Below are 24,262 nucleotides of genomic sequence, written 5' to 3'. Positions count from 1 at the left end.
TATTATGCCAAGGAGTTAATCAGCAGAAATTCCTTTGACAAATAGAGCTGTGCTGTGCTCCAGCATTTTTTCCTGGGGCATTGATATGACCCTGTCTCCTAAGTGGAGACGGTGAATGAAATAACCGAAGATAATCGACAGGAATACGTCGGAATTCTCCGCTTCATTTCCTGTCTGAATAACCCCTTTCTCACCCATCGATTTGAGATAATCAACCAATAGCTGTTTCATAGATTGGGGATATTCAGTGACGTGGTTAATGACATCCTGAAACATGGCCGGTTCACGAAAGCTGATTTTAATGATATCTTTTCTATGTTCGAGCTCCTCCAAGAGACAGGTTCCGATATGAAGCAGGTCTTTGTACAAATCCCCTTCTGTTTGTTCCAAAATGCTGCCTCTGTTTGAAGAATGCTGAGAAAGCAAAGCCTCAACTAGTCCTTGTTTGTTTTTAAAGTTCCTGAAAATCGTCGCTTCACTTACATTTGCTTTTTCTGCAATTTCTTTTGTAGTTGTTGCGCGATATCCTTTTTTGACGAGCAGCTGCATGGCAGCGTCAAGGATTCTCTTGTTTGTCGGTCTCAATACGTTTCACCTCACGAATATACTGGCAGGACAAGTATACACCCGCCCCGCTTGTATAAGAAAGAGGGGGACGCATCAGGACCGGCTGACAACTGTGATTTTGCCGCTGCTTCCGTCAACAGTGATGATGTCACCGTCTCGCAGTCTTTCGGTTGCCGTGCGTGTGCCGAGAACGGCTGGAATGCCGTATTCACGGGCAATAATCGCAGCGTGAGACAAAATGCCGCCTGTGTCTGTAATAATCGCTTTGGCGTCTTGAAACAGGCTGGTCCATAGCGGTGTGGTCATCTTGCAAACGAGTACGTCCCCAGGCGCGAATTGAGAAAATTCATTGGCGTCCCGAATGATTTTCACCGGACCTGTCGCAATGCCGCTTGATGCCGCAATGCCAAAAATATGATTCTCTGTGTTTTTTTCATCCTCTATCACAGCGCCGACAATTTCTTCAGCTGCTTTGAGCTGTTCTTTTGTCGGGGTGCCGAGGTAGGCCGGGGCTTGGGCCAGCTCATACTCATGAAAAATCTGTCTGCGTTTTTCAGCCTTTTCTTGCAGGGATACAGGGTGAAGAAGCGCTTGTTCCACTTCGTCGTCATATAAGAACCAAAGGTCCTCACGATCTTGAATGACACCGTTTTCCGCCAGCAATTCACCTATCTTCAGCAGAAAGATTCTCGCCTTGGCATCCAGCATGGCGTCAATATAAAAGTGGTGATCATCTTTTATATTTGCAGAGTTCAGTGTCCATTGATAATAGCGGTCAAATTCGGTGCGTAAACCGGGATCTTCTATGTTTTCCAAGAATTCATTGTATAATTTCTCTCGTTTTTCTTTCGTTTTCTGAAATTCATTGTCAAAATGATAGCCATTACGGACATAATTTTGAATATTGGCCAGAGCGAAATACGGATTTTCCACCCAGATTTGTTCAATCAGATCATGACTTTTAACAGATCTCCATCCGTATTCTTGCAAGAATTCATGGACGTTCTTCAGGAAGTGTCTTCCCTCATCTGTTTGTTCCAATTTATCCTGGAGCTGTTCAGGCTTGTTGTTTTCAAAAATGGCCAGAAGGTTCGGGTTCTCTTGAACTTCCACAGAAAATAGCCATAAGCAACGGTCCGTTTCCAGTGATTTGTTCATTTTTCCTGTCAGCATCTCGTAAAAATGAGCGTTTTCGGACTCTCCTTGAATGTCCTGATACATCGCTTGCAGTTTGTTTGTTAAAAGGATTTGCGGGAAAACGATATTGAAGTGCTCTTCATAAGCCGTGAGATAAAAGGCCTTTAGTTTTTGAAAAGCATCCAGTGCGCTTTCTGCGGTATGCTCAGTTTGTGCGAGCTGGTCCAGTGTCCGGTAAAAAGGGAGATATGTGTGATTGATGATGTCATACATATGCTCCGATAAAATCGGGAAAAGCTCTTTGCCACAGTCTTCAGAAGGAGGATGCTGTCCGCCTTGGTTTTTGGAATAAATATGTCCGCGATAAAGTTTTACTTCATCAACAACTACACCAATCGGAAACTTTTGCATGCTCTTCTTCAAGCCATATTCCAATGCCGGCACGATGAAGGATGAAAATAACGGACTCACCGGACCTTCAATATTAGACTCCATGTTAAGCCAGAAATCATTCATATCAGTGTCGGTAATCATGAAGCTGCGTTTTTCTTCTGCCGCTTTTTTGTCCTGATCAATAGTTGTAATCGGGCGAGCTTGCAGAAGGTATATTTGATGATCAGCAATTCCAAATTCTATATCAACAGGATATCCGTACAGGTCTTCGGTTTTTTTTGTGATTTCAGCCAATTCAATCACTTGTTCATCTGTAAGGCAAAAACGGCTGCGCATGTCTTCACTCGTTTCTTTTTCAGCAATTCCTTCTGCCGCAGACTCCATGTAGATTTCCTTTGCACCTATTTCTTTCTGAATCTCAAACGAAGATTTATTAACAATGAACGTGTCTGGGGTAACACTTCCTGAAACAACAGCTTCACCCAACCCGTAGCTGGCGCTGATTAAAAGCTCTCTATCATCATGGGTAACAGGGTTGCGGCTGAAGATAACACCTGACATTTCTGAATCGATCAGCCCCTGAACGACTATTCCCATTAACGGCTCTGCGATTTGATTGTTCATTTTTTTCTTATAGCTGCTGACCCGCCCAGAAAAAAATGAGGCCCAGCATTCTTTCACTTTAGCCAGAAATTCTTCCTCTGTTTTGATATTTAAGTAGGTTTCATATTGACCCGCGAATGAGGCGCCTTCTAAATCTTCCGAGGCAGACGAAGAACGCACGGCTACGGATCGATATGATTCTCTAAGCTTATAAAAGGAACTAGTCAGCTCATCTTTCAGCTCATCCGAAAATGTTCCGGAAATGATCCCGCTTTCGACGTTTTCGCTAGTCTCTTGAAGCTGGTTGTCCTCCATAAAACGTGCGAGCGCATTCGTTTGAATAATAAACCCGTCCGGAACAGGAAGACCGTGTTTGGTCAATTTAATCAAATTCATTCCTTTTGCTCCAGCCAGCTGGCTGGACTCTTCTGCCTGGCGAAATAAAACAGAATACATATTTGAAACCCCTCTTTTCTTCATTCATTTTGTTTTTCTCTCTAGTCTTTTTATTGCGGAGCCTGTGTTTTAAAAAAAATGATAGTAAACACTATCATTCAATTGTAGGTTTTCAGGAAAATGCTGTCAAACGCAGAAAGTCCTAAATAAAATGAATAGTTAAGTTAGTTAGATTATCATGAAAAATGCGGCCGTACTGGTACTGTATGCCTATTTTCTTTTATTCTCGGAATCTGGCGGCGTACTTGATGATGTAATAAAAAAAGTGCCGCTGATTAGAACAGCGGCACCATGGAATAAGTTTTGACCGGCACCAAAATGCAAATATGGTGATTGATTTTGGCTGAAAAGGGGTATGGTGTAGTAGAGGGAGCGAATGCACGATTGTCCGATTCTTCATTTTTTACTATAATCAGATCAGATGAAGAATCCCTGAGGAGGGTTTTTGTTGATTACAAAAGCCGTTTTTGCATTGTTTTTCCCTTTTATGCTTGTTGTTCTATTTACTAGAGTCACCTTTAATCATTATGTGGCGATCGCTTTAACAGCTGCATTGCTGTTTGCCTCTTATTTAAAAGGCTATACAGAAACGTATTTTATTGTAGGATTGGATGTTGTGTCTCTTGTGGCTGGCGGACTGTATATGGCCAAAAAAGCTGCAGAGAAAAAAGAAGAATAAATCGGACATAATGAATATAAAGACTGAATACCTGCTTTTACGTTTTAAAAGCAGGTTTTTTATACACAAAAACAGCTGGAAATAAAAAACCACCGAACTTTAGTTCGTATTTTTAGTGATTTTGCTTTCCATTGTGTTACTATATCTATAGGAAGATTTCGTTAAAGAAACGGAGGCTTATTTTTGTGAAAGATCGCTTTGAGTTAGTCTCGAAATATCAGCCCCAGGGAGATCAGCCGAAAGCCATTGAAAAGCTTGTAAAAGGAATTCAGGAGGGCAAGAAGCATCAGACTCTGCTGGGTGCGACAGGAACTGGGAAAACATTTACGGTGTCTAATTTGATTAAAGAAGTCAATAAGCCGACTCTCGTGATTGCCCATAACAAAACCCTTGCTGGACAGCTTTACAGTGAGTTCAAGGAATTTTTTCCGAACAATGCTGTCGAGTATTTTGTCAGCTACTATGATTATTATCAGCCGGAGGCGTATGTGCCTCAAACGGATACATTTATAGAGAAAGACGCTAGTATTAATGATGAAATTGATAAACTGAGACACTCCGCCACATCAGCTTTGTTTGAGCGTAGAGATGTCATTATTATTGCGAGTGTGTCTTGTATATACGGCCTCGGTTCGCCTGAGGAATACCGGGAAATGGTCGTGTCACTGCGGACTGAAATGGAAATTGAGCGCAACGAGCTGCTCAGAAAACTTGTAGACATCCAATATGCCCGCAACGATATCGACTTTCAGCGCGGTACATTTCGTGTGCGCGGGGATGTAGTTGAAATCTTTCCGGCATCCCGTGATGAGCATTGTATCAGAGTTGAATTTTTCGGTGACGAAATCGAACGGATTCGGGAAGTGGATGCGCTGACAGGAGAAATTCTCGGCGACCGAGATCATGTTGCGATTTTCCCGGCATCCCACTTCGTAACGCGGGCCGAGAAAATGGAGAAGGCGATTCAAAATATCGAGAAGGAGCTTGAGGAGCAGCTGAAGGTCATGCACGAAAACGGAAAGCTCCTTGAAGCGCAGCGTTTAGAGCAGCGGACAAGATATGATCTTGAAATGATGCGTGAAATGGGTTTCTGCTCCGGCATCGAGAACTATTCAAGACATTTGACTCTGCGGCCTCCAGGTTCAACGCCGTATACGCTTCTTGATTATTTCCCAGACGATTTTATGATCGTGGTGGATGAGTCGCATGTGACAATTCCTCAGGTGCGCGGCATGTTTAACGGAGACCAGGCGCGGAAACAGGTGCTCGTGGATCACGGCTTCCGGCTTCCATCAGCGCTTGATAACCGTCCGCTTCGTTTTGAGGAATTTGAAAAGCATATGCACAATATCGTGTATGTATCAGCAACACCAGGGCCGTACGAGATTGAACATACAGATGAAATGGTCGAACAGATTATTCGTCCGACGGGGCTTCTTGACCCGCTTATTGACGTCCGTCCAATCGAAGGTCAGATTGACGACTTGATCGGCGAAATTCAAGCAAGAATCGAGCGGAATGAACGGGTGCTTGTGACAACTTTGACGAAGAAGATGTCAGAGGATCTGACCGATTATTTAAAGGAAATCGGCATTAAAGTAAACTATCTGCATTCTGAGATCAAGACGCTTGAACGGATTGAAATTATCCGCGACCTGCGCCTTGGCAAGTACGATGTGCTTGTCGGCATCAACCTGCTGAGGGAAGGTTTGGACATTCCCGAAGTATCCCTTGTTGCGATTTTGGATGCGGATAAGGAAGGTTTCCTTCGTTCGGAGCGGTCGCTGATCCAGACCATCGGACGGGCAGCGAGAAATGCGGAAGGCCGCGTCATTATGTACGCCGATAAAATAACGAAGTCTATGGAAATTGCGATTAATGAAACAAAACGCCGCCGCGAGCAGCAGGAGCGGTTTAATGAAGAGCACGGCATTACGCCGAAAACGATAAATAAAGAAATTCGCGATGTCATTCGTGCCACAGTAGCAGCTGAGGATAAAGCGGAATACAAAACAAAAGCCGCGCCGAAGCTGTCGAAACTGACGAAGAAAGAACGCCAGAAAGTCGTTGAACAGATGGAGCATGAAATGAAGGAAGCCGCCAAGGCGCTTGACTTTGAAAGAGCCGCGGAGCTTCGCGATTTACTTTTAGAGCTAAAAGCGGAAGGATGATGAACAAATGGCTATGGATCGGATAGAGGTGAAGGGAGCCAGGGCGCATAACCTGAAAAATATTGATGTAACGATTCCGAGAGATCAGCTTGTCGTTGTCACGGGTTTGTCCGGATCAGGTAAATCCTCCCTTGCCTTTGACACGATATATGCTGAAGGACAGAGACGGTATGTCGAGTCGCTGTCTGCTTATGCCCGCCAGTTTTTAGGGCAAATGGATAAGCCTGATGTGGATGCAATTGAGGGGCTCTCTCCCGCCATCAGCATTGATCAGAAAACAACAAGCCGCAATCCGAGGTCTACTGTCGGTACGGTAACTGAGATTTATGATTATCTGCGTCTTTTATATGCGAGAGTAGGGAAGCCTCATTGTCCGGAGCACGGAATTGAGATTACATCCCAGACTATCGAGCAAATGGTGGACAGAATTCTGGAATACCCGGAACGGACGAAGCTTCAGGTGCTGGCGCCGATTGTCTCGGGCCGAAAAGGCGCTCATGTCAAAGTGCTTGAACAGATTAGAAAACAAGGCTATGTCAGAGTCAGAATTGACGGCGAGATGGCTGAGCTTTCTGACGATATCGAATTAGAAAAGAACAAGAAGCATTCCATTGAGGTAGTCATTGACCGGATTGTCGTGAAAGAAGGCGTGGCAGCCCGGCTGTCAGATTCATTGGAAACGGCGCTCCGTTTAGGTGAAGGACGGGTTATGATCGATGTCATCGGTGAGGAAGAGCTGATGTTCAGCGAGCATCATGCCTGTCCGCACTGCGGATTTTCAATTGGTGAGCTTGAGCCGCGTCTGTTTTCGTTTAACAGTCCGTTCGGGGCGTGTCCGACGTGTGACGGTCTCGGAATGAAGCTTGAAGTGGATGCCGATCTTGTCATCCCCAATCAAGATTTGTCATTGAAGGAGAATGCGGTCGCCCCTTGGACACCGATCAGCTCACAATATTATCCTCAGCTGCTTGAGGCAGTCTGCACCCACTACGGGATTGATATGGATGTGCCGGTCAAAGATTTGCCGAAGCATCAACTGGATAAAGTGCTGTACGGCAGCGGAGATGACCTGATTTATTTCCGATATGAAAATGATTTTGGACAAATCCGCGAAGGTGAAATTCAATTTGAAGGCGTATTGCGCAACATTGAAAGACGCTATAAGGAGACAGGCTCCGATTTCATACGTGAGCAAATGGAGCAGTATATGTCTCAGAAGTCTTGTCCGACGTGCAAAGGCTATCGGTTAAAGAAAGAGGCGCTTGCCGTACTGATTGACGGTCGCCACATTGGAAAAATTACCGAGCTGTCTGTCGCCGACGCACTTGCCTTCTTTAAAGACCTTACCCTTTCTGAGAAGGATATGCAGATCGCCAATTTGATTTTGCGCGAAATTGTGGAGCGCTTAAGCTTTCTGGACAAAGTCGGTCTCGATTACCTGACATTGAGCAGGGCAGCGGGTACATTGTCCGGGGGAGAGGCGCAGCGCATCAGGCTGGCGACTCAAATTGGCTCGCGTTTATCCGGTGTGCTTTATATTTTAGATGAGCCGTCTATCGGTCTGCATCAGCGTGATAACGACCGCTTGATCAGCGCTCTGAAAAATATGAGAGACCTCGGGAACACGCTGATTGTTGTCGAACATGATGAGGACACGATGATGGCAGCAGATTATTTAATAGATATTGGACCGGGAGCCGGCATTCACGGCGGACAGGTGATATCTGCGGGTACGCCGGAAGAAGTGATGGAAGATCCAAACTCATTAACGGGCAGCTATTTATCAGGGAAAAAGTTTATCCCATTGCCTCCTGAAAGAAGAAAGCCGGACGGACGTTACATTGAAATTAAAGGTGCTTCAGAAAACAACCTGAAAAAAGTGAATGCCAAGTTCCCGCTTGGGACGTTTACAGCAGTTACAGGTGTTTCCGGTTCAGGAAAGAGTACACTCGTTAATGAAATTTTGCATAAGGCGCTGGCGCAAAAGCTTCATAAAGCGAAAGCGAAGCCCGGAAGCCATAAAGAGATTAAAGGTTTGGATCATTTAGATAAAGTCATTGACATTGACCAGGCGCCAATCGGAAGAACGCCGAGATCCAACCCTGCGACATACACCGGTGTATTTGATGACATTCGTGATGTATTCGCGCAGACAAATGAAGCGAAGGTCCGCGGCTATAAAAAAGGCCGTTTCAGCTTCAACGTGAAGGGCGGACGATGTGAAGCCTGCCGCGGCGACGGGATTATTAAAATTGAAATGCACTTCCTTCCTGACGTATACGTTCCATGCGAGGTGTGTCACGGCAAACGCTATAACCGTGAAACGCTTGAAGTGACGTACAAAGGAAAAAGCATCTCTGATGTGCTTGATATGACGGTTGAAGATGCTCTTTCTTTTTTTGAAAATATCCCGAAAATCAAACGCAAGCTCCAAACCCTTTATGATGTTGGTTTAGGTTATATTACGCTTGGCCAGCCGGCGACGACCTTGTCAGGCGGAGAAGCGCAGCGCGTGAAGCTCGCGTCAGAGCTGCACAAACGCTCGACCGGACGCACGCTCTACATTTTAGATGAGCCGACGACAGGTTTGCATGTCGACGATATCGCCAGGCTACTTGTCGTGCTGCAACGGTTGGTAGACAACGGAGACACTGTACTGGTTATTGAGCACAACCTTGATATCATTAAGACGGCCGATTACATTGTGGATTTGGGCCCGGAAGGCGGAGCCGGGGGCGGAACCATTGTCGCGTCAGGAACGCCTGAGGAAATCACTGAAGTGGAAGAATCGTATACAGGCCGTTATTTGAAGCCTGTTATCGAACGTGACAAAACACGCATGAAATCGCTCTTGAAAGCGAAAGAAACAGCTACATCTTAAAACCCTCTGTTAAGAGGGGACAGCTTGTCAGCAAGTCCATCCTTGGGCTTAGCAGGCAAGCTTTTTCTTTACGGCATAATAGGTTTAGAATCGTCTTTGGGTAAAATTTCTTTGGAAAAACGCCTAAACATTTACAAATTGCTGTCGATATATGAATTGAAAGGCGGATGATGATTTCCAAATTAAGCAGAAAAACCCTATTAAGGGGCTTAAAGGCATCCTTAATCAATAACTGAATTTACATAGGTTAGAAGCTTTATTGGAATCTGATACGCCAGAAATCAAAGAAAAGGAAGTCTTTGATTTCAAAAACATATACACATGGAGGTATTTTTCACATGAGAATCAACCACAATATTGCAGCGCTTAACACACTGAACCGTTTGTCTTCAAACAACAGTGCGAGCTCAAAAAACATGGAGAAACTTTCTTCTGGTCTTCGCATCAACCGTGCGGGAGATGACGCAGCGGGTCTTGCGATTTCTGAAAAAATGAGAGGACAAATCAGAGGTCTTGAAATGGCTTCTAAAAACTCTCAAGACGGAATTTCTCTTATCCAAACAGCTGAGGGTGCATTGACTGAAACTCACTCAATTCTTCAACGTGTCCGTGAGCTAGTTGTTCAAGCAGGAAACACAGGTACTCAAGATGGTACTGACCTTCAAGCCATCCAAGACGAGATATCTTCACTTGTTGAAGAAATCGGGGGTGGCACAAATGCTAACGGTATTTCTGACCGTACTGAATTCAACGGTAAGAAACTCCTTAACGGTGCTTTCTCAGAAGATAGTGGTAAATCACTAACATTCCAAATTGGTGCCAACGGTAGCCAACAGCTTTCTGTCAACATTGAAAGTATGGCCGCAACAGCAATCGGTGCTCTAGATGATGATGGTAATCTTGTTGCTGATCAAACAGTAGCTAAAATCGATGTAACCAAATTTGCTGATAATGCAGCTGACACTGCAACTGTAGGATTCGATGCTCAACTTAAAACAGTTGATGACGCTATCAACACTGTTTCTAAACAACGTTCAAAATTAGGTGCGGTACAAAACCGTCTAGAGCACACAATCAACAACTTAAGCGCTTCTGGTGAAAACCTGACAGCTGCTGAGTCCCGTATCCGTGACGTTGACATGGCGAAAGAAATGAGCGAGTTCACAAAGAACAACATTCTTTCTCAAGCTTCTCAAGCGATGCTTGCTCAAGCAAACCAACAGCCGCAAAACGTGCTTCAATTGTTACGTTAATTTTGAACGGCTATCTCTTTCTGATAGTTACAGCTTGCCGACAGAGTCCATTAACTGGATGTGCCGGCAGGCTTTTTTTGTTACAATCATTTTGTGACAGCCAGGGAATCACTTGTTTTTTCAAAACAAAAAAGGCAAGATATTGTCATCTAACCTTTAGCTTTGTTTCAGTTATAATGAATGATATGTTTTCCGCAATTACAAAGTCTTCTTATACAGCTGCTTACTTACACTCATTAAATCTTGAACAATATGTGTGTTGCTGCTGTCGAGCAGCACTTTTATATATTGGATATCGTGAGAGATCGGGAAGGGTCCGTGAATCTGCTCAAGCTCGGCGATCATTTCACGATTCATTCTTTTTTGTTCATGAATCAGCTTTAACACTGATTCTTGTGTTACTGTATAGTCACTGGGATCTTTCTCCATTGCTTGTCCAGCCTCCTTGGTTGCCGTAAGCTTTTTACATATTGTAATCGGTATAGCCGGAAGATTCTACTTCTAAAACTTTTTAAAATCCAATTTCCGTAAATCGGAGCATGTCTAAAGAATGAATTTGAAACCTGAAGAGATTTTAAACGTATAAATAAGTAAAACGTCCCTGATCTTTTGTCATGGACAATTCACAATAGGAGTGTGGAATGAATTGAACCGTAATCAAGCTATTATTGCATCACTTTGTTATTTCAGTGTGTTCATTGCGCCAATCATTGTGCCGATTGTCGCATATTTTGTTGTAAATGAGAAAGAAACAAAACGCCATGCGATACGCTCTCTTATTTCTCACATTGTTCCGTTTGTCGGCTGGCTGTTCCTTTTTATTGCTTTACTTGGCGGAGCCGTTGCGATTGATGGAGACAGCTTGCTTCCTGTATTTGTAATCATCGGGGGAGCGGTTATTTATTTCTTAGTTGTCATTGGCATTATCATTTGGAATGTGATTCAGGGCATTAAGGTCCTGCGTGCAGCATAAGTAGACAATGGGGAGGAGATCGTAATGAAGCAAGAAAAGGAACGAATCCTTAAGCTTGTTGAGGAAGGAAAGCTTACAGCACAAGAAGCTTTGACACTGATTGAAAAGCTTGACAGCGACTACAAGGAAAAAGAAGAGAAAATCACAGCGCTCTCAGTTCACGTTCATGACGAGGAAGAGCCATTTACAACGGCAAAAAAAGAAAGCGGCAAACCGTCTTTAGGAGCCAAGCTGTTTGACTGGATTGATTCTGCTGTGAAAAAGGTCAAGGAAGTTGACCTTGATTTAAACTTTGGCCATGCGTATGATGTTCAGCACATTTTTCAATTTAAAGATACTGACTTTTCCAGTGTTGAGCTGCAAATTGCCAATGGCAGCGTAAATATCGTCCCTTGGGAAGATGACGATATCAGAGCGGAATGCCAGGCGAAGGTATATCGCGCTGACAGCCAGGATGCGGCGAGACACGCATTTCTTCAGCATATTGAATGTGAAATCAAAGGTAATAAGTTTTTTATCCGTACTGAGAAAAAGACGATGAAAACGAATGTCACTTTGTATATTCCTCAGAAGGAGTATGATAAGATTCGGGTGAAGCTGTTTAACGGTCCAGTCAGAGGGGAACATTTACATGTAAAAGAGTTCTCAGCGAAAACGACAAACGGCGTGCTGTCGTTCTCGTATTTAACAGCCGAAAAAGCCATAGCTGAAACGGCCAACGGGCAAATTAAGCTCGCAAGCCACAGCTGCGGTACGATAGAAGCGGAAACCATTAACGGATTGATCGATCTCCGAGGGAAAAGCGAATCCATTGACGTTCAAAGCTTTAACGGAAATATTGCGATTAACGTAACAGAATCAGACTGCCGCTCCATTTATGCAAAAACAACGACTGGAAATGTAGAGCTTGCAATTCCGGACGATCTCGCAGTGAAGGCAGAGCTGAAAAGCAATCTTGGTACGCTGTCCCATGAATTAATGGATGTAGAGATGCTGAAGGAAAAAAATGATACGATTCAAAAAGAAATGATGTTCACTTCAAATCAGGCACATGATCAAAACATCACCGTCTTCTCAGAATCACTAACAGGCGCCATCAAACTAAAGTACTCACAGAGGTGATCGAATGAATAAGCTTTATCGCTCAGAAAAAAATAAGAAAATCGCCGGTGTTATCGGAGGTCTCGCGGAATATTTCAATTGGGACGCATCACTCCTCAGAGTCATAACTGTCATCTTAGCCATTATGACAAGTGTCTTGCCGGTTTTGCTCATTTATATCATTTGGATTTTTATCGTCCCGTCAGAAAGGGATATGAAATGACATGGTAAAATGGGCAGTCAGCATTTTAGTCAATGCATTGTTATTAATCGTCATTGATGGATATATTGACTCCATCCATATCAGCAGCATTGGGGCAGCGATTATTGCCAGCCTCATTTTATCGATCTTAAACGTGCTGATTAAACCGCTTTTAATTATATTTACACTGCCGGTCACCATGGTGACGCTTGGACTCTTCTTGTTTGTGATTAACGCCATCACGCTTATGATGACCGCGTCCATTATGGGTGACAGCTTTCAAATCGACGGCTTCGGCACAGCGATATGGGCATCCGTTATCCTGTCGGTCTTCCATTTGCTGATTCAAAAAGGCATTTTAGAGCCGCTTAGAAAAAAATAAAAAAAAGCTGCCCGCAAAGGCAGCTTTTTTACATGTGGTGCTTTTTTTGTTTCGTGCGCTTCTGCGGCGAAAACATTGGCGGAAGAAGGCAAAAGCTCAATGCGGCAAATCCAAGGCCTAGGAGGCTAAAGGACATGGCAGACGGCATCATTGTGAGCAAGTAGGCAGATACCATCGGACCTGCTGCCATGCCTGTATATCGGATAAAGTTAAACATTCCGATTGCACTCCCTCTGTTGTGCTCAAATTCATTAGTAATCATTGTAGAGTACAAGGGAGGAATAACCCCCATCGAGATGCCAAACAGTGCCAGCGTCAGAGCCATGAGAACGAGAGAAACGGAATGTGTAACAGCAAATAAAATGATGCTGCAGGCGGCAATCACATTGCTTCCGATAAACAAGGTGTGCAGCCCGATTTTTGCCTGTATTCTTTTAAACAGAAACGTACCTGCAATCGTGCTCAGCGCCAGCGGCAAATATAACAGTCCTGCTATACCCACATCTATATGGTAATGCTCTGTCAGCAATATTGGGAGGTAGACAATTACTGCAAAATAAATGAAAAAGAGAACAAAACTTAAAGTCAAAATGACGTTCCCTGTTCGATTTGTAAATATTGATTTATAATGAGCGAACACATTGCCTTTGGCTTGCTGCATAGATTCAGTTGGAGAATCTTTAGGAAAGGTGATGCTGTTTGTCACCAGCAAAACGATAGAGATGGCCGCAAGTATCCAAAAAATCCCTTCGTATCCGGCTGCTCCGCCTATGAATCCTCCTAGAACTGGAGCAATAGCCGGTGCGACAGACAGGAGCATTTGATACGTTCCCATTGCACTCCCGCGTTCATTTCCTGTAAACAGCTGTCCGATCGTTGTGGCAGCAATAAGAGGCAGTGCTGCGGAACCGGCTGCCTGTATCATTCTGAATATCAGAAACAAGGTAAAGTCAGTAGTCACCGCACAGCCGATGCTGGCTGCTGCCGTTGCCAGAATACCGGTAATCAAGACGATCCGAGCGCCTTTAAAATCAATGATCGCTCCTAATATAATTTGCATTATTGCTGTCACAATCATAAAAACTGAGACTGACAGGTTCACCATAGCTGTGGAAACATGGAATGATTCTTTAATGATCGGAAGAATAGGTGAATAAATGTTCTGGCTTAAAGATGCAAAAAATGCACTGAAGCAAACAGTGTATAAGATCAATACTGCCTTTGATTTTGTATGAGCCAAAGTGTACACCGCCTTTTTGTTTACTTTACAGGTTTGTCTGGAGTCCCATCGGTTTGTTCTGCTTCAAGTGTTGACGTCAACTGCTCTAGAAACTTCAATACAGCCTTTTGTTCTTCTTGTGAAAATGAATTGAGGAATTGGTAAAAAGCCAGCTCCTTTTTTTTATGCAGTTTCTCATGTAAGTCGAAAATCCGTCTGCCTTTACGGGTTAATTTAAAATAAACTTCTTTTTTGTTATCTGTCAGCTGATAGCTGTTAATGAATTCTTCCTTGATCAGTTTTGTGCTGATTTTCGTTACATTCGCTTTCGATAAGTTCATTTTTCTGGCAATTCCGGCATTATTAATGGGTTCATGTTGGCCGATACAGTCAATGACATGTATGCTTGTCATGTTTTTAGGGATATCAATCACATCCTCTTCTGCGGCCTCCTTAAAAAATTGCTGAAGTGAAGTGTTCGCTTTTTGTTCATTAAGGTGCAGCAGTCTCACGTATATGTCGTATATCATCTGTTTTGTCAAATCAGACATAGGCTACCTTCTTTCTTAGGAATAATAGTTTACGATGAAACAATAAAACAAATAGTTTACTGGTGAACAATTTTATTTTATCTTTTCTTGTTTTCATTGTCAATTGTTGGTGTTTAGACTATTTGTTGATATGTCATGCTGAATATGCGTGTAAAAAGTGTGTGGAAAATGTGATGTTTACATTTATTTTCAAATATTTGGGCACAGATCATATTGACGTTTGGAAGGAAAAGGGATAAAATGACTAATGTTTACTAGTAAACATTTATCATGATATGGGTATTGAAAATGATTATTAAAATCTTAAAAAACATTTGGAAACTTTAAGTGATGCCTGCCATTCGTCTTGTTCAGTTGATCTAGCTATTCCATCTTGTATTTGAGGGTGATGACTTAAAGCGGGATAAGTTTTAGGGGTGAATGAGATGACCGGAATGGTAACGGAAAGAAGGTCTGTGCATTTTATTGCTGAGGCATTAACAGAAAACTGCAGAGAAATATTTGAACGGCGCAGGCATGTTTTGGTGGGGATCAGCCCATTTAACAGCAGGTTTTCAGAGGATTATATTTACAGATTAATTGGATGGGCGAAAGCTCAATTTAAAAGCGTTTCAGTTTTACTTGCAGGGCATGAGGCGGCTAATCTTCTAGAAGCGCTTGGAACTCCGAGAGGAAAGGCTGAACGAAAAGTAAGGAAAGAGGTATCACGAAACAGGAGATTTGCAGAAAGAGCCCTTGTGGCTCATGGCGGGGATCCGAAGGCGATTCATACATTTTCTGATTTTATGGATAACAAAGCCTACCAGCTGTTGAGACAAGAAGTTGAACATGCATTTTTTGAGCAGCCTCATTTTCGACATGCTTGTTTGGACATGTCTCGTGAAGCGATAATCGGGCGTGCGCGGGGCGTCAGTTTGATGATGGAAGAAGTCAGTGAGGATATGCTGAATTTGGCTGTGGAATATGTCATAGCTGAGCTGCCGTTTTTTATCGGAGCTCCGGATATTTTAGAGGTGGAAGAGACGCTCCTTGCTTATCATCGTCCGTGGAAGCTGGGTGAGAAGATCAGTAACCATGAATTTTCTATTTGTATGCGGCCGAATCAAGGGTATCTCATTGTACAGGAAATGGCGCAGATGCTTTCTGAGAAACGGATCACATCTGAAGGATGATAGGGGGAGTAAAACATGAGCCAATCGATTAAATTGTTTAGTGTGCTTTCTGATCAATTTCAAAACAATCCATATGCTTATTTTTCACAACTGCGGGAGGAAGATCCGGTTCATTATGAAGAGTCGATAGACAGTTATTTTATCAGCCGCTATCATGATGTCCGCTATATCCTTCAGCATCCGGATATCTTCACGACGAAATCACTTGTTGAGCGTGCCGAACCAGTCATGCGAGGCCCTGTGCTGGCCCAAATGCATGGAAAAGAACACTCTGCCAAAAGAAGAATTGTAGTGAGAAGCTTTATCGGTGACGCACTGGATCATCTGTCTCCATTGATTAAACAAAATGCAGAAAACTTGTTAGCGCCTTATCTTGAAAGAGGGAAAATTGATCTCGTCAATGATTTTGGAAAGACGTTTGCGGTGTGCGTCACGATGGACATGCTCGGGCTGGATAAAAGAGACCATGAAAAAATCTCTGAGTGGCACAGCGGAGTTGCCGATTTTATCACGAGTATCTCTCAATCTCCTGAAGCGCGGGCACATTCGTTATGGTGCAGCGAACAGCTTTCCCAATACTTGATGCCGGTCATTAAAGAACGTCGCGTCAATCCGGGATCAGATTTAATTTCGATCCTATGTACTTCTGAATATGAAGGCATGGCGCTGTCGGACAAGGATATACTCGCACTCATTCTTAATGTGCTGTTAGCCGCAACGGAACCGGCTGATAAGACGCTGGCACTGATGATCTACCATTTGCTCAACAATCCTGAGCAGATGAATGATGTTTTGGCTGACCGTTCGTTAGTTCCGAGAGCCATTGCGGAGACATTGCGTTATAAACCGCCGGTTCAGCTGATTCCGCGGCAGCTGTCCCAAGATACAGTGGTCGGCGGTATGGAAATCAAAAAAGATACGATTGTTTTTTGTATGATCGGTGCGGCTAACCGGGACCCTGAAGCATTTGAACAGCCTGACGTGTTTAATATTCATCGGGAAGATCTTGGTATCAAGAGCGCTTTTAGCGGCGCCGCCCGGCATCTCGCTTTCGGATCCGGCATTCATAACTGTGTAGGAGCAGCTTTTGCCAAAAACGAAATCGAAATTGTAGCTAATATTGTGCTGGATAAGATGCGGAATATCAGATTAGAGGAAGATTTTTGTTATGCTGAGTCCGGTCTGTATACACGCGGACCTGTTTCACTTCTCGTTGCGTTTGACGGGGCATAATAGAATTCCAAAGGTCTCTCCCATGCGGGTGAGACTCTTTTTACATATATTTGATCCACAAGTTGAAAAACGCAGTCACTGTTTTTAAATCATCAATTGAAAATTCATTGAAAAGCTGTTTATATTGCTCCTTTGCTTTCTCATGAAGCTGTTCATGTAATGCCGCCAATTTTCTGCCGCTATCAGTTAGCGTATAAAAAATTTCTTTTTTGTTGCCAGGCTTTTTTGTCACTGTAATGATATTGTGTTTCAACAAAGCATGAACCGCTTTTGAAACAGCGGCTTTTGAGATGTGTAAACGGGATGCTAAGAAGCTGTTGTTCACATTTTGGCTGGTATGTATGCAGGAAACAATGTGAAGCTGGGTCAAAGTCCAGTCTTTTTTGAGGTGATCGTGATGTTGTGAGGATATGCCAATGGATGGTATCTGCACCTTTTGCCAGACGCGTTTATCCCTTTTTAATGCGAATTGTTGTATAGCTTGAAATAATTCATCATGAATGCTGTTGTCCATCAATTTGCCTCTCTGATTTAATTGTTAACTGGTTAACTATCCTTAGTTTACTGGGTAATAGTGGAATTTTCAAGAGACAGACGTTTTTTTGTTCTTTATGCACAAAAATGAACTCATAAGCTTCCCTGTTCAGACGCAAAATACATGAAAAGGGAGGTGCTTTGATGAGGAAATACACGGTTATTGCTTCTATATTACTGTCTTTTCTTTCCGTTTTGTCTGGCGGCCATCATGAATCGAAAGCTTTTCCTGTTGTACAGCAGGAACTATTTCAAACGCCTCATTACATACCCTTGCTTGAAAATCCTCCTCAAATTGATGTGAAAGCTGAAATGAGAAGCAATCTAATGATTGAGGCTCAAGTTCGCGATAATTCGTATCAAGCATTTTCCGCCTTTCTTTTTTATAAACAAAGTAATGAGCTGGGCTACAAAATGGTGCCGATGGACCCGACCCCCGGAGCGGTCCGCAAGTTTTTGGCACAAATTCCGAAACGTTTGATTTGGAACAGCGAGCTTGAGTATTACATTGTGATGTCGAATGGGAAGCAGCGGGTTGAGTCGGAGACGAAGAAACTGAAGCTTGAAGGATACCAGGCTGACCTTGCCCATATTCCGGAGCTTCTGATCACAGAACTGGCGGTTGATACGAAGAATATAGGACGCGCAGACGGTTATGAATTTATTGAGATTTTTAATACGACTGACAGAACGATTGATTTTAAAGACTACCATATCCGTTACCGCTACCCAAAAGAAGGGCCTGACTCCGATCTGATTTGGAGACCTGATGAAAGGATCTTGATACCATCCGGCGAAACGTTTGTCGTCTGGCTGAAGCCTGCCGGGCATCCAGAATTGACGGCGGAGGATTTCAATCGATATTACCAGACACAATTAACGGAAGGAAAAAATCTCGCGGTGATAGACGAGACAGAGGGTATGGCCAATACGAGGCCGCGGGCCGTTGTGATATCAACGAATACAGGAAAGGACATTTCGGTTGCGCATTATCGGAAACATGCGCTGCGCCGGCTGTCATCAGTGCTTTATAAGTATCCGTTGAACGGAACCGCAGAACTTCTGAACATTTCAATCGGAGAAAAGAATCCGTCTCCCGGAACCGTATTACAGGCACAGGTGCCCGAGCAGAAACGGAAAATCAAGCTCGATAAAGAAAAGCCGGTCATTGAGGATTTGACTGACCGCAAGCCTGTCCGCCCTGCTGAAAGCATTGAGCTGCGGGCTGACATACGGGACCGAAGCCTAGTGAAAACAGCGGCCTTTTACTACCGGACGGATGAGAACAAACCGTTTAAGCGAATTCTTGCTGAAAAAGACCGCAACGATAATCTCTTCCATTATATTGTGTATTCGCCTGAATTGATCGGGAAGGATCAGCTAGAGTATTATGTGGCGGCCGGGGACGGGATCAATGAAGCGAGAACGCCGGTCAAAATGATTGATATTAAACAAACAAGCAAGGCGCACGGTCTGCGGTTGAATATTGAAAACAGAGACACGCTGTCGGGAACTCAATTTCTCAAAGCCACGACAGAAGGGCGAGCTGACCGCATTAAGCTATGGATTGACGGGAGAAAACAAGTGACAGAGCCCGCGATGGAAAAAGAAGTATATTTTGCATTCGATACGAGGAAAACGAACCTTTATTTTAAAAACGCGGTAACGATGGAAGGCAAAGTGCTGAAGGTGTTCGATGATACAACAAATAAATACCGCACCTATTCTGTTCCATTGCCAGAGACACTGCTTCGGAAAGGGAAGCAGCTGCAGCGTATTACGATACGTTCAGGTTCGAAGGTGTCTCCGTTTGATACTGCTGAAAACCGTGATGACTTCTTAGTCAAAAACGCCCGATTGGTGTTATCAGATGGAACGGTGATCAGGGATCAGAGGGTGTCCCCTGAGAAGGAACTCTTTATTGGCGATAATCAGCGCTCGAATAAAAGCTGGCAATTTCAGTTCAATCTGCCTGACGGACTATTTACATCACAGCTGCTGGAGTGGGATACATCAAAGCTTTCTGAAGGCGCTCACCATATTCAAGCAAGCGACGGGAAGGAAAATGTCAGCCTGGTTGTACGGGTAGATAATTCAGGACCTCACATTGAGCCGAATATCACCGAGGGGCAAACGTATAAAGGAAACCTTATCCTGCAGGCGGATATGTATGATAAATGGAGCAGAATTGAGGAAGCGGAGGCGTCGTTAGATGGAGAAAGCATTACACTCCCATATCATACGTCATCTTCTGACCTTTTGCCGGGAAAACATTCTCTAAAAGTGACAGCAACGGATCTCGCGGGCAATAAAACAGTGATTGAGAGGATATTTAAAACCGAACGAGAGCATCCGGACCAGCCGGAGGTTATAGACAGCGAAGCCGACACGCATAAGGCCAAGATTTCTGTACGGGTGAAAGATCCGACGAATGATGCCATGGATGTTGGTTTTTATAGGGGATTTCAATATACAGCGCGCAATCATGTGAAAATATTTAAGCACGCGTCACTGACTGAACCGCCGAAAAGCTTTGTGCCGGAAAGGGAGACCCCATTTACGAATAAAGAATTGGAGCGGGTATCAGCTGCTGATGGAAAAACAGTATCGACAGAAAACAAAGAGCTTTTCCCTTATCATCGCTTTGAAGTGACGGTTGATCCATCAATTGATGAGAATGATCTGGCAGAAGCAGTCTGGAAGGGCAGTTCTTTGCCGGGGAGAAAGGTGACGATGTATGCTTGGAATTATCGGACAAACGAATGGCAGCCTGTTGACAGCTTCGTCGCGAAGGATGACAAACCGTTTACGCTGAAAGCGTCTGTGATTGCCGCCGATTTTGTACGGGAGTCGAAAATGAATGTGATTGTACAGGATGAAATTCCTCCTGCGAAGGATATGTACACATTTGTCTGGATGTCTGATACACAGTATTACGCCGAAAGCTATCCGCATATTTTTGATAAACAGACCGAATGGATAAAAGATAATCAAAAGCAGCTCAATATCAAATATGTGTTCCACACGGGTGATATTGTAGATGATTCCGCCGATATCAGACAGTGGAAAAACGCTGATCGGTCAATGTCCGTTCTGGATAAGAGCGGAATTCCTTACGGCGTGCTGGCCGGCAATCACGATGTCGGACATAAGGACGGCTCCTACAGGGCGTTTGGCAAATATTTTGGCAGCGATCGTTTTGATAAAAAATTGCATTATGGCGGTTCCTATAAAAATAACCGCGGACATTATGACCTGATTTCTAGCAACGGCAATGATTATATCATGCTGTACATGGGATGGGGCATTACGGATGAAGACATCGCGTGGATGAATCAGGTGCTGAAGAAGCATCCTGACCGGATGGCCATTTTAGCTTTTCATGAGTATTTGCTGGTCAGCGGAAACAGAAGCCCAATCGGAGAGAAAATATTCAAAGAAATCGTAAAGCCGAACCCGAATGTCGTGATGGTGTTGAGCGGGCATTATCATAGTGCGATGAGAAAAACAGATGAGCTGGATGATGATGGTGATGGGAAACCGGATCGTCTTGTGCATCAAATGCTGGCCGATTATCAGGGCGGGCCAGAAGGCGGCCAAGGGTATTTGCGTTTGCTTCAATTTGACCAAGCCAATGACATGGTGCACGTATCGACGTACTCTCCGTATGTAAAGGATAAGAACTACTATGATACGGATACCTATGGCAACAAGGATGAATTTTCCCTTTCGCTTGATTTGAAGCCAAGAATCAAAAAGGTGGAAACCGATTATTTTGAATGTAACGTATATACCAATGAAGAGCTCGGAAAACGGGAGCAAGTGAAGAGCGGGGACACAGCTGAATTCCGCTGGGATCATCTTGAACCGCAGTCTGTTTATTATTGGTACATTATAGTGGAAGACAGTTTTAACGGCAAAACGAAATCACCGATCTGGAAGTTCAAGACGAAAAAAGAAACATATCGTCCGGCACCAGACCAGTTTGATTTTCGCCATGTCTCCAATCCTTAAAAAGGGTTGGAGGCTTTTTTTATGAAAGACGATCCATATAGTGGACAAATGTATAACGGTCGCCTCTGTATACGGATTTTGCATGCTCAAAAGCAGTTCCGTTCTGCAGATATGTTGTTCGTTTAATTAATAGGACAGGCGCTCCCTTTTGAATACCAAGAATATTCGCTTCTTCCGTGGTGGCAGCGCTTGGCTCAAGCTCCTGTTTTGCACGGGAAATCGGTATGCTGTTGTACCTTTCAATATGATCATAGATCGACGACTGAAAATGCGATTCGTTCAATTCACCCGCAAGCTCAAACGGAATATGTGAGGACTCAATCGCCATCGGAATATCATTTGCCAGCCGCACCCGAGTGATTTTATGGATAGAGGAGGGGTGCCCGCAGCCTAATATAGCCGCGAGCTCCTCAGTTGAATCAATAAGCTGATAATCAATGAGCCTGCTGCCCGGTGTCATCCCGCGGCTTTTCATATCCTCGGTAAAGCTTGTCAGCCCTTGAAGTGCTTGTTCCATTTTTGGCTTGCTGACAAAGGTGCCCCGCCCTTTCAGGCGATAGAGCAAGCCTTCATTAACTAAATTAGAAAGCGCCTGGCGAACTGTCATCCGGCTGATCCCGAATTGTTCGGCATATTCGCGCTCGGAAGGAAGAGGCATATCCGGCTGCAGCTCTCCGTTCTTAATTTGGGTTTTTAATTGCTCCATAATCTGATAATAAATCGGAATAGGCGATTGTTTATTGATATTCATAAGTCAGCATGTTCCTTTCAAGGTCTTAATGACGCGGCTTCACGATCAATCAAAACCGTAACATCGGAATGCAGGTGCAAAGCAGATGCGGGAAAATCTTCGCTGATGTTTCCTTCTAACAGCTTACGAACAGCTTCCGCTTTGCTTTTTCCAGAAATAAGCAGCAGAATGCGCTTGCTTGAGAGTATCGTTTGAATTCCCATTGTCAATGATTTTTTTGGCACGCTGTCTATGGAGGGAAAATATCTGGCATTTGCCTGGCGAGTTTGTTCATTTAAAGTCACAACATGAGTTCGCGACTTGAAAGACGTTCCCGGTTCGTTAAAGCCGATGTGTCCGTTTCGGCCGATGCCGAGAAGCTGAATGTCAGTGCCGCCGAGGGACTCGACTAGCTGTTCATACCGTCTGCATTCGGCCTCCAAATCGTCTGCATTTCCATTCGGAATAAAATGCCGGCTAGGCTTGCTGTCGATATGCTGAAAAAAACGGTCGTTCATATAGAAGTGATAGCTGTTCGGGTCATCGCTTGAAAGTCCGGCGTACTCATCCAAATTAACTGTAGTGACGTTTTGAAATGAGAGATTCTCAGTTTGGTGCAGGCGGATCAGCTCGCGATACGTGCCTTCCGGTGTGCCGCCTGTTGCTAAACCGAGAACGGCATCAGGTTTTTCCTTGATTGTATCTGCCGTTATTCTGGCTGCTTTTTGGCTTAGCTCTTCATACGTTTGACATTCCATTACTTTCATATCTGGTCAGCCTCCTTGGATATAAATGCAATGTTTCCGCGGCAAATGGTGAGAATCACCTCGCAATCACTGCTGACAATCACCAAATCTGCATCTTTTCCCACAGTCACACTGCCTTTTCGGTCAAAGATGCCCAGCTGTTTGGCCGCGTTTGCAGAAGTTATATTAGCTATATCCGTCCAAGAGCAATTTGTAAACTCACGCATATGCCGTGCGCCTTCGTTCATTTTGAGGATCGAACCGGCAAGGGTTCCGTCTGAAAGAAGAGCTGTTCGTCCTCTTACCGTCACACTTTGGCCGCCAAACTCATATACGCCGTCTTTCAGGCCTTTTGCCCTCATGGAATCGGTAATTAAAATGAGCTTGCTGCTGCCTTTCGCCAAAAAAGCAAGCTTTGCAGCTAAAGGATGGGAGTGAATGCCATCGGCGATAAGCTCTGTCACAAACCCATCATGGGCCAGCGCCGTTCCGATCACTCCGGGCTCTCGGTGATGAAACGGGCTCATCGCGTTGTACAGATGAGTCATTTGGCTCGCCCCTGCTTTTGCGGCATCCGACAGCAATGCGGAATCGGCATCCGTGTGCCCCATGGACGCGATAATCGATTCGTCTTTCAAATGGCGGATCAGTTCAAAATGCTGATCCTCCTCCGGCGCAAGTGTAACAATTTTGATCAGTCCGCCCGCCTCCTGCTGCCACTTTTTGAAAAGCGCAACATCCGAAGGCCTAATCCACTCTTTTGGCTGCGCTCCGGCTCTTTTAGGCGAAACAAAGGGGCCCTCTAAATGAATGCCGAGCAGTTCTGCACCTAATAAAGAGGACTCTTCAGCCGCTTTCCACTCTCTTGCGTTCACCAAAGCTTGAGAAATATTCCCATGCTCTTGGGTAATCGTTGTGGCTAAAAAGCTCGTCGTGCCTTCTTCGGGAAGTCTTGACGACATGATGTCGAGCGCAGAAAAGCTTGCATCCATTGTATCTGCGCCATAGCCGCCGTGGATATGAATGTCAATCATGCCGGGAAGCAAAACGGAATCCGCAGGTGCTTGAATCTCTTTTGAATATGACTCCTTGGGCCGTTCTGTTGAGACTGTGCTGATTTTTCCGTCATTGATTCCGACATAGCCGTTTTTGATTACTTCATTTTCTGTCACAATCGCAATGTCTTTGATAAGAAGACTCTCTGCCATAGATGATCCGCCTTTCTGGAATTTGAATACCTTTATTTTACTCTTTTTCAGACTAGT

Annotated in this window: 20 protein-coding genes; 11 read left to right on the top strand and 9 right to left on the bottom strand. The window is 44.2% G+C overall.

Features of this window, described 5'->3' with window-relative positions:
• Positions 1-15: 15 nt before the first annotated feature.
• A complete protein-coding gene (locus MKY50_RS18095; protein ID WP_341117066.1) occupies positions 16-585 on the bottom strand; it encodes a TetR/AcrR family transcriptional regulator in 570 nt (189 codons plus the stop codon).
• 75 nt (positions 586-660) lie between these two features.
• Positions 661-3,156, bottom strand: a complete 2,496-nt coding sequence (locus MKY50_RS18090) for a PEP/pyruvate-binding domain-containing protein (protein WP_341117064.1) — start codon at positions 3,154-3,156, stop codon at positions 661-663.
• A gap of 448 nt (positions 3,157-3,604) precedes the next feature.
• Between MKY50_RS18090 and MKY50_RS18085 the strand changes: the two genes are divergently transcribed.
• The 4 genes from MKY50_RS18085 (at position 3,605) to hag (ending at position 10,140) form a co-directional block, all read left to right on the top strand.
• A complete protein-coding gene (locus tag MKY50_RS18085; protein ID WP_003228053.1) occupies positions 3,605-3,835 on the top strand; it encodes a CsbA family protein in 231 nt (76 codons plus the stop codon).
• A 185-nt stretch (positions 3,836-4,020) separates the two neighbouring features.
• A complete protein-coding gene (gene uvrB, locus MKY50_RS18080; RefSeq protein ID WP_029318327.1) occupies positions 4,021-6,006 on the top strand; it encodes an excinuclease ABC subunit UvrB in 1,986 nt (661 codons plus the stop codon).
• Between the two features lie 7 nt (positions 6,007-6,013).
• Positions 6,014-8,887, top strand: a complete 2,874-nt coding sequence (gene uvrA / locus MKY50_RS18075; protein ID WP_003228057.1) for an excinuclease ABC subunit UvrA — start codon at positions 6,014-6,016, stop codon at positions 8,885-8,887.
• Positions 8,888-9,225: 338 nt separating this feature from the next.
• On the top strand, positions 9,226-10,140 hold the full coding sequence (gene hag / locus MKY50_RS18070; RefSeq protein ID WP_046160896.1) for a flagellin Hag: 915 nt from the start codon (positions 9,226-9,228) through the stop codon (positions 10,138-10,140).
• A gap of 198 nt (positions 10,141-10,338) precedes the next feature.
• On the opposite strand, the gene MKY50_RS18065 is transcribed toward hag, so the two are convergent.
• Positions 10,339-10,569 (bottom strand): hypothetical protein, encoded by a 231-nt coding sequence (locus MKY50_RS18065; RefSeq protein ID WP_003235419.1) that lies wholly within the window; start codon positions 10,567-10,569, stop codon positions 10,339-10,341.
• 217 nt (positions 10,570-10,786) lie between these two features.
• On the opposite strand from MKY50_RS18065, the gene yvlA reads away from it, so the two are divergent.
• From yvlA to MKY50_RS18045, 4 genes are read left to right on the top strand one after another with little or no spacing between them, the layout of a single operon-like run.
• Positions 10,787-11,113 (top strand): protein YvlA, encoded by a 327-nt coding sequence (gene yvlA, locus MKY50_RS18060; RefSeq protein ID WP_003244375.1) that lies wholly within the window; start codon positions 10,787-10,789, stop codon positions 11,111-11,113.
• A 24-nt stretch (positions 11,114-11,137) separates the two neighbouring features.
• Positions 11,138-12,235, top strand: a complete 1,098-nt coding sequence (locus MKY50_RS18055; protein WP_003228061.1) for a DUF4097 family beta strand repeat-containing protein — start codon at positions 11,138-11,140, stop codon at positions 12,233-12,235.
• Positions 12,236-12,239: 4 nt separating this feature from the next.
• Positions 12,240-12,437, top strand: coding sequence for a PspC domain-containing protein (locus MKY50_RS18050; RefSeq protein WP_003228065.1), 198 nt, complete (start codon positions 12,240-12,242; stop codon positions 12,435-12,437).
• 1 nt (position 12,438) lies between these two features.
• Positions 12,439-12,798 (top strand): phage holin family protein, encoded by a 360-nt coding sequence (locus MKY50_RS18045; RefSeq protein WP_003228066.1) that lies wholly within the window; start codon positions 12,439-12,441, stop codon positions 12,796-12,798.
• Positions 12,799-12,826: 28 nt separating this feature from the next.
• Here the strand turns inward: MKY50_RS18045 and MKY50_RS18040 are convergent, their stop codons facing one another.
• Both MKY50_RS18040 and pchR read right to left on the bottom strand, forming a co-directional pair.
• Entirely contained in the window at positions 12,827-14,038 is a 1,212-nt protein-coding gene (locus MKY50_RS18040) for an MFS transporter (RefSeq protein ID WP_003228068.1), read from the bottom strand.
• A 20-nt stretch (positions 14,039-14,058) separates the two neighbouring features.
• Positions 14,059-14,568 (bottom strand): pulcherriminic acid biosynthesis transcriptional regulator PchR, encoded by a 510-nt coding sequence (pchR, locus tag MKY50_RS18035; RefSeq protein WP_341117063.1) that lies wholly within the window; start codon positions 14,566-14,568, stop codon positions 14,059-14,061.
• 425 nt (positions 14,569-14,993) lie between these two features.
• Between pchR and pchC the strand changes: the two genes are divergently transcribed.
• Entirely contained in the window at positions 14,994-15,740 is a 747-nt protein-coding gene (gene pchC, locus MKY50_RS18030; RefSeq protein WP_033884614.1) for a cyclo(L-leucyl-L-leucyl) synthase, read from the top strand.
• A gap of 15 nt (positions 15,741-15,755) precedes the next feature.
• The gene (gene cypX, locus MKY50_RS18025; protein WP_017695292.1) at positions 15,756-16,973 is read left to right on the top strand and encodes a pulcherriminic acid synthase; all 1,218 of its coding nucleotides are present in this window, start codon (positions 15,756-15,758) and stop codon (positions 16,971-16,973) included.
• 40 nt (positions 16,974-17,013) lie between these two features.
• Here cypX and MKY50_RS18020 read toward each other — a convergent pair whose 3' ends face one another.
• Complete coding sequence (locus tag MKY50_RS18020) at positions 17,014-17,487, bottom strand: MarR family transcriptional regulator (RefSeq protein WP_003228083.1); 474 nt, start codon at positions 17,485-17,487, stop codon at positions 17,014-17,016.
• Positions 17,488-17,651: 164 nt separating this feature from the next.
• Between MKY50_RS18020 and MKY50_RS18015 the strand changes: the two genes are divergently transcribed.
• Positions 17,652-21,521 carry a metallophosphoesterase gene (locus MKY50_RS18015; protein ID WP_341117057.1) on the top strand — a complete coding sequence of 1,290 codons (3,870 nt, stop codon included), beginning with the start codon at positions 17,652-17,654 and terminating at the stop codon, positions 21,519-21,521.
• Positions 21,522-21,540: 19 nt separating this feature from the next.
• Here MKY50_RS18015 and nagR read toward each other — a convergent pair whose 3' ends face one another.
• From nagR to nagA, 3 genes are read right to left on the bottom strand one after another with little or no spacing between them, the layout of a single operon-like run.
• Entirely contained in the window at positions 21,541-22,272 is a 732-nt protein-coding gene (gene nagR / locus MKY50_RS18010; protein ID WP_003228089.1) for an N-acetylglucosamine utilization transcriptional regulator NagR, read from the bottom strand.
• Positions 22,273-22,289: 17 nt separating this feature from the next.
• On the bottom strand, positions 22,290-23,018 hold the full coding sequence (gene nagB, locus MKY50_RS18005) for a glucosamine-6-phosphate deaminase (RefSeq protein ID WP_128993457.1): 729 nt from the start codon (positions 23,016-23,018) through the stop codon (positions 22,290-22,292).
• Positions 23,015-24,205, bottom strand: a complete 1,191-nt coding sequence (gene nagA / locus MKY50_RS18000) for an N-acetylglucosamine-6-phosphate deacetylase (protein ID WP_341117053.1) — start codon at positions 24,203-24,205, stop codon at positions 23,015-23,017. The genes nagB and nagA overlap by 4 nt, the downstream gene beginning before the upstream one ends.
• Between the last annotated feature and the right edge of the window lie 57 nt (positions 24,206-24,262).

Origin of the sequence: Bacillus sp. FSL R7-0685 (assembly GCF_038002425.1) — a bacterium.
Lineage (GTDB): Bacteria > Bacillota > Bacilli > Bacillales > Bacillaceae > Bacillus > Bacillus subtilis.
The sequence above is the reverse complement of the archived record's forward strand: the minus strand, read 5'-3'. Positions and strand labels throughout refer to the sequence as shown.

What these genes read in the sequence shown, in the direction of transcription:
- MKY50_RS18090 (WP_341117064.1), bottom strand. Translation starts at nt 3,156, where the DNA reads ATGTATTCTGTTTTATTTCGCCAGGCAGAAGAGTCCAGCCAGCTGGCT.
- pchC (WP_033884614.1), top strand. Translation starts at nt 14,994, where the DNA reads ATGACCGGAATGGTAACGGAAAGAAGGTCTGTGCATTTTATTGCTGAG.
- MKY50_RS18050 (WP_003228065.1), top strand. Translation starts at nt 12,240, where the DNA reads ATGAATAAGCTTTATCGCTCAGAAAAAAATAAGAAAATCGCCGGTGTT.
- nagA (WP_341117053.1), bottom strand. Translation starts at nt 24,205, where the DNA reads ATGGCAGAGAGTCTTCTTATCAAAGACATTGCGATTGTGACAGAAAAT.
- hag (WP_046160896.1), top strand. Translation starts at nt 9,226, where the DNA reads ATGAGAATCAACCACAATATTGCAGCGCTTAACACACTGAACCGTTTG.
- nagB (WP_128993457.1), bottom strand. Translation starts at nt 23,018, where the DNA reads ATGAAAGTAATGGAATGTCAAACGTATGAAGAGCTAAGCCAAAAAGCA.
- MKY50_RS18055 (WP_003228061.1), top strand. Translation starts at nt 11,138, where the DNA reads ATGAAGCAAGAAAAGGAACGAATCCTTAAGCTTGTTGAGGAAGGAAAG.
- MKY50_RS18045 (WP_003228066.1), top strand. Translation starts at nt 12,439, where the DNA reads ATGGTAAAATGGGCAGTCAGCATTTTAGTCAATGCATTGTTATTAATC.
- MKY50_RS18065 (WP_003235419.1), bottom strand. Translation starts at nt 10,569, where the DNA reads ATGGAGAAAGATCCCAGTGACTATACAGTAACACAAGAATCAGTGTTA.
- nagR (WP_003228089.1), bottom strand. Translation starts at nt 22,272, where the DNA reads ATGAATATCAATAAACAATCGCCTATTCCGATTTATTATCAGATTATG.
- pchR (WP_341117063.1), bottom strand. Translation starts at nt 14,568, where the DNA reads ATGTCTGATTTGACAAAACAGATGATATACGACATATACGTGAGACTG.
- uvrA (WP_003228057.1), top strand. Translation starts at nt 6,014, where the DNA reads ATGGCTATGGATCGGATAGAGGTGAAGGGAGCCAGGGCGCATAACCTG.
- cypX (WP_017695292.1), top strand. Translation starts at nt 15,756, where the DNA reads ATGAGCCAATCGATTAAATTGTTTAGTGTGCTTTCTGATCAATTTCAA.
- MKY50_RS18015 (WP_341117057.1), top strand. Translation starts at nt 17,652, where the DNA reads ATGAGGAAATACACGGTTATTGCTTCTATATTACTGTCTTTTCTTTCC.
- MKY50_RS18020 (WP_003228083.1), bottom strand. Translation starts at nt 17,487, where the DNA reads ATGGACAACAGCATTCATGATGAATTATTTCAAGCTATACAACAATTC.